This window comes from Streptomyces sp. NPDC055078, from assembly GCF_053607985.1.
This window is the reverse complement of record NZ_JBSGUP010000536.1, coordinates 1-5,717: the sequence shown is the minus strand read 5'-3', so window position 1 is coordinate 5,717 and position 5,717 is coordinate 1. Positions and strand designations below refer to the sequence as shown.

The 5,717-nt window shown below is 73.7% G+C and carries 4 protein-coding genes and 1 pseudogene; 4 read left to right on the top strand and 1 reads right to left on the bottom strand.

The genetic code is table 11. From position 1 onward, the window contains the following. Both ACWF94_RS31365 and ACWF94_RS31360 read left to right on the top strand, forming a co-directional pair. A pseudogene (locus ACWF94_RS31365) lies at positions 1 to 1,354 on the top strand (family 2 glycosyl transferase); the annotation flags it as partial. Then, complete coding sequence (locus tag ACWF94_RS31360; RefSeq protein ID WP_453496093.1) at positions 1,351 to 2,859, top strand: DUF5719 family protein; 1,509 nt, start codon at positions 1,351 to 1,353, stop codon at positions 2,857 to 2,859. The pseudogene ACWF94_RS31365 and the gene ACWF94_RS31360, both read left to right, overlap by 4 nt. Positions 2,860 to 2,925: 66 nt before the next feature. Here ACWF94_RS31360 and ACWF94_RS31355 read toward each other — a convergent pair whose 3' ends face one another. Further along, positions 2,926 to 3,348 carry a DUF3499 domain-containing protein gene (locus tag ACWF94_RS31355; RefSeq protein ID WP_453496090.1) on the bottom strand — a complete coding sequence of 141 codons (423 nt, stop codon included), beginning with the start codon at positions 3,346 to 3,348 and terminating at the stop codon, positions 2,926 to 2,928. Positions 3,349 to 3,690: 342 nt separating this feature from the next. On the opposite strand from ACWF94_RS31355, the gene ACWF94_RS31350 reads away from it, so the two are divergent. Further along, a complete protein-coding gene (locus tag ACWF94_RS31350) occupies positions 3,691 to 4,119 on the top strand; it encodes a metallopeptidase family protein (protein ID WP_453496088.1) in 429 nt (142 codons plus the stop codon). A gap of 52 nt (positions 4,120 to 4,171) precedes the next feature. Then, the gene (locus tag ACWF94_RS31345) at positions 4,172 to 5,533 is read left to right on the top strand and encodes a phosphomannomutase/phosphoglucomutase (protein ID WP_453496085.1); all 1,362 of its coding nucleotides are present in this window, start codon (positions 4,172 to 4,174) and stop codon (positions 5,531 to 5,533) included. The last annotated feature ends 184 nt before the right edge of the window (positions 5,534 to 5,717 follow it).

Sequence of the window (5,717 nt, the reverse complement as noted above, 5' to 3'; positions counted from 1 at the left end):
CGCCGCGATCGGCCCGCTGCTGGCCGCCGCGAACTGGATGATCGGCGGTGCCGCCGGGCCGCTGGAGCGCCGCGACCCCGTCCAGGTACCCGCGTTCGTCGCCGAGGAGAGCGACACCCGCGACCAGCCGCGCACCCTGGTGCTCGGCGGCACCTCCGCCGCGAAGGTCCCGTACACCCTCGTACGGGGCTCGGGCAGCCGCCTCGGCGACGCCGAACTCGCGGCGGCGGGCGGCGGCGACGCCCGGCTCGACAGAGTCGTCGCCCATCTCGTCGCGGGCTCCGGTGCCGACCAGACCAGCCAGCTCAGCGGCTTCGCCATCCGCTATGTCCTGGTACGCGATGGGGCGCCGCGTCGGACGATCCGGGTCCTGGACACCACGCCCGGTCTCAGCCGCCTCAGCCAGCTCGACGGCAGCGCGCTGTGGCGGGTGGACCGCCAGGTCGCCCGCGCCACGATTGTCAGCGCGGGCAAGGACCCGCTGCCGGTGGCGTCGGGCGCCGTCGAGGCCCGCGCCACCCTCCGCCCGGGCCCTGAGGGACGCGTCCTGCGCATCGCCGACCGTGCCGACGAGGGCTGGCAGGCCACCCTGGACGGCAGCGCGCTCAAGAAGACGACCGTCGACGGCTGGGCCCAGGGCTTCGAACTGCCCCGCGAGGGCGGTCGGCTGCGTCTGACGTACGAGAACTCCACCGCCCACACCGGCTGGCTCTGGGCCCAGGGCTTCCTGGCCCTCGTGCTGGTCGTCCTCGCCCTGCCGGGCAGGCGCGTCGAGATCGACGACGACCTGCCGGAGGAGACGATCGCCGTTCCCACCCAGCCCGTGGACGGCGAGGGCCGCCGGGCCCGCAGGCTGCGCGCCCAGGCCGCCGAGACCCCCGTGGCCGCCACGGGGCCGCCGCCTCCCGGCCCGTACGAGTACCAGTACCCGGAGCAGTACCAGTACCAGGACCAGAACGGCACCGGTCAGCCGTACGCCCCCGAACAGCAGGCGCAGCCGTCCCCGGCCGACGGGTACCGGGCCGCCCCCGCCCCGGCGGGCGGCGGCTACGGTGACGGCGCGTACGAACAGCCCTACCCCACCGGATACGCGACGGGCGCGGGCGGCCCCGGCTATGGCACCGACCCCGGGGCGCCAGGTCACAGCCCTGGCGGGCCGGGCCAGGGCCCCGGCGGCCCCGGTTATGGAACCGGCGTCGGCGATCCCGGCTACGGCACCGAACCCGCGGCGCCAGGTCACAGCCCCGGCGGGCCGGGCCAGGGCCCCGGCGGCCCCGAGCACAGCCCAGGCCCCCGCCACGGCAGCCCCGGCCCCGGCCCCGACCAGAGAACGACGCGAGGCGAGTCCGAGTGAATCGCACGACCATCTCCCTGCTCGCCACCGCGACCGCCCTCGCCGTGATCACCGGCATCGCCTCGCTGACCGCCCCGGACGGCGACGGTGCGCGGGCGGTCGCCGGGACCCCGCCGCTGCTGCCGGTCGAGCGCTCCAGCCTGCTCTGCCCCGCGCCCAGCCGCTCCGAGACCGCCGAGACCCGCTACACCTCCTTCACCCCCGTGTCGAAGGGAACCGCGGGCCAGGGCGGTACGGCCCGGCTCGTCCCGGCCGGCGCCGAGCCGCGCAAGGTCGCGGAGGGCGAGGCCAGAAAGCCCGCCGACGACAAGCCGCTGATCACCCTCAAGGAACCGGGCAGGCCCGCCACCGCCGAGAAGGCCGACGCAGGCGCCCCCGCCCTCATCGGCACCGCGACCGGCCCGCTGGCCCCCGGCTGGAGCGCCCAGCAGACCACCACCGTCACCGCCGGAGGCTCCCGCGGTCTGCTCGGCGTCGGCTGCACCGCGCCCGGCACCGACTTCTGGCTCCCCGGCGCGTCCACCGCCCCCGAACGGCAGGACTACGTCCACCTCACCAACCCCGACGACACCGCGGCGGTCGCCGACGTCGAGCTGTACGGCAAGGACGGCCGGCTCAGGACGACGCTCACCGAGGGCATCCCGGTGCCCGCCCACGGCAGCTTCCCCATCCTGCTCTCCACGCTGACCTCCGATGTCTCGCAGGACGTCACCATCCATGTCAGCACCCGCTCGGGCCGGGTGGGCACGGCGATCCACGCGGCCGACGACAAGGCGGGCAGCGACTGGCTCACCGCATCCGCCGAGCCCGCCGCCACCCTGGTGCTGCCCGGTGTCCCCGCCGACGCCACTTCCGTACGCCTGGTGGCCTACGCGCCCGGTGCCGACGACGCCGACCTGAAGATCGAACTGGCCGGTCCCGGCGGCCGGATCGTCCCCGCCGGAAATGAGACTCTGCACGTCAAGTCGGGGATGACCGCGAGCGCCGAACTGCGGGACGTCACCAAGGGCGAGCCCGGCTCACTGATCCTCACCCCGGCCCAGCAGGGGCGGGCCACCCCGGTCGTGGCGGCCCTGCGGGTCGTCCGCGGCACCGGCGCCAAGCAGGAGATCGCCTTCATCCCGGCCGCGGCCCCGGTGGGCGAGCGGGCCACCGTCGCCGACAACCGCGAGAAGGGCTCGACGCTCTCCCTGACCGCGCCGACGGCCGCCGCCCGGGTCCGGGTGACCGCGTCGGCCGGTACGGAAGGGGGCAGCCAGGCGGTGAAGACGTACGAGGTGAAGGCCGGTACGACCCTGGCGGTCACCCCGCCCGTACCGCAGGGCCTGAAGGGGACATACGCCCTGACGGTGGAGACCGAGTCGGGCGGTCCGGTGCACGCGTCCCGGACACTGGCGCTGCCGCGTGACGGGATCGCGATGTTCACCGTGCAGCCGCTGCAGTACGACCGGGGAAAGGTGGCCGTGCCGGAGGCGGAGCAGGACCTGAGGGTGCTGGACGACTGACCGCTGACCGCACCGCGCGCGCCCGCCCTGGTCGACCGGGTCAGGAAGTCGGGGGACTCCGCCGGGTCAGGAGTCGGGGGAGCGCAGGACCCGCAGATGGCCCCGGCGGGCGACCTCCATCGGGTCCGCCGTCCGCCGGCCGCTCCCCGCCTCGGCGGCCCGGCCCTGCGGACGGGCCGCTTCCCGCACGGCGTTGGCCAGCGCCTCAAGATCGTCACCGCTGGGGCGGGCGGGGGCCGAGCAGTCCGTGAGCCGTACGACCTCCCAGCCGCGCGGCGCGGTGAGCCGCTCGCTGTGCTCGGCGCACAGGTCGTAGCAGTGGGGCTCGGCGTAAGTGGCGAGCGGGCCGAGGACCGCGGTCGAATCGGCATAGACGTACGTCAGTGTCGCGACGGCAGGGCGGCCGCACGCGGTGCGCGAACAGCGACGTACAGGGCTCACGACGTTGGACGGTACCGCACTCTTGAGCGGGCTGCGACGACTCTCCACCAGGTCACTCCACCGTGTCGTGCTGTGCGGTCATGTCCGACGGCTCCCAGGTCGGGGGCCTGACCTGCGCCGAAGGAGCAGCGCACAGCAGGCCACCATGGGTGATCCGGTCATGATGTGGGGTAAATCAGGTCAATCGCCATGCGTTCTCCGATCGCGGGTAGCTGAGGAATCGGCCCCAACGGCCACCGGAACGCTCAGAAAGCGACATGCCGCCGGTGGAACTGTTTCCGGCATGCGGCCCCGGGCGCCTCCCCCTACGCCCTGCGGCGTGGGGGGACCCCCACCTACGCCTTGCGCCGCGAGGGGACCCCGGCCCGGGAGAGCTACCCTGCGTCAGTGATGGACAGTCCTGTACCGCACCGCCCGATCGAACCGAGGCCGCGCCGCCGTGACCGCCACGGCCGCGGAATGCGCGGACCGGTCGCCCCGCCCCAGGTGCCCCTCTCGGCCAGCCGCGCGGAAACCTTCCAGGACCTCGTACAGGACTCGGTGGAACGGCTGGAGCGGCGCTGGCCGCAGCTGGCCGATGTCGACTTCCTCGTCGTCGACGTGCCGGGCGCTCCGGAGGAGTCCGTACCGCTGGGCAGCTCGGCCCCCGCCGTCCAGGGCCGCCCCGCACGGATCGTGGTCTACCGGCGGCCCGTCGAGATCCGGACGAAGAACCGCGAGGAACGCGCCTTGCTGGTGCATGAGGTCGTGGTCGAGCAAGTGGCGGAATTGTTGGGTCTCGCTCCGGAATCGGTTGATCCTCGTTACGGCCAGGACTGAGCCGTACGGGTAGTTTGAGGCGACCGAGAAGACTTTCCAGAAGGGCTGGCCCGTGGCTGCTGATCTGTCGCAGATCGTGAAGGCGTACGACATTCGCGGAGTGGTGCCGGATCAGTGGGACGAGCCGCTGGCCGAACTGTTCGGCGCGGCCTTCGTCCAGGTGACGGAGGCGGACGCGATCGTCGTCGGCCACGACATGCGGCCGTCGTCGCCGGGGCTCTCGGCGGCGTTCGCCAGGGGCGCCGCCGCCCGGGGCGCGGATGTGACCCTCATCGGGCTCTGCTCGACCGACCAGCTGTACTTCGCCTCCGGCCACCTCGGGCTGCCCGGCGCGATGTTCACCGCGTCCCACAACCCCGCCCAGTACAACGGCATCAAGATGTGCCGCGCGGGCGCCGCCCCCGTCGGCCAGGACACCGGGCTCGCCGACATCCGCGCCCTGGTGGAGGGCTGGTCGGACTCCGGAGCCCCGGCGCCCGCCGCCACCCGTGGCCAGGTCACCGAGCGGGAGACGCTCACCGACTACGCGAACCATCTCCTCTCCCTCGTCGACCTCGCCTCGATGCGCCCGCTCAAGGTGGTCGTGGACGCGGGCAACGGCATGGGCGGCCACACCGTCCCCACCGTCTTCGCCGCCCTCCCGGTCACGCTCGTACCGATGTACTTCGAGCTGGACGGCACCTTCCCGAACCACGAGGCCAACCCGCTGGACCCGGCGAACATCGTCGACCTCCAGGAACGCGTCCGCGCCGAGGAGGCCGACCTCGGCCTCGCCTTCGACGGCGACGCCGACCGCTGCTTCGTCGTGGACGAGCGGGGCGAGGGCATCTCCCCCTCGGCGATCACCGCCCTCGTAGCCGCCCGCGAACTGGCCAAACACCCCGGCGGCACCGTGATCCACAACCTGATCACCTCCTGGTCCGTCCCCGAGGTCGTCCGCGAACACGGCGGCGAACCGGTCCGCACCCGCGTCGGCCACTCCTTCATCAAGCAGGAGATGGCCCGTACGGGAGCGATCTTCGGCGGCGAACACTCCGCCCACTACTACTTCCGCGACTTCTGGAACGCCGACACCGGCATGCTCGCCGCCCTCCACGTCCTCGCCGCCCTGGGCTCCCAGAAGGCCCCCCTCTCGGAACTCGTCGCCGAGTACGACCGCTACCAGGGCTCCGGCGAGATCAACTCCACCGTCGACGACCAGTCCGCCCGCACCGCCGCCGTCCGCGCCGCCTTCGCCGCCCGCCCCGGCGTCACCCTCGACGAACTCGACGGCCTCACCGTCACCTCCGCCGACTGGTGGTTCAACCTCCGCCCCTCCAACACCGAACCCCTCCTCCGCCTGAACGTCGAGGCCCGCACCCCCGAAACCCTGGCCACGGTCCGCGACGAGGTTCTGACCCTGGTACGCGGCTGACGCCCGGCGCGCAGCGGTTCTGCCCTCAGGGGCTGTAATTTCAGCCCCTCCGGCGTTTGAGGAGCCCGGGCATGCGCAAATCCAGCCCCTCCGGCGATTGAGGAGCGGGGCGTGGGGCGGAGCCCCACCGGACAGCCCGGGGCCGCCCCCGCCCCCCCCGCCCAGCGCGCGCCGGCGCCCCCGC

Coding starts and splice junctions, on each gene's coding strand:
- ACWF94_RS31350 (WP_453496088.1), top strand. CDS start 3,691: ATGGACAGTCCTGTACCGCACCGCCCGATCGAACCGAGGCCGCGCCGC.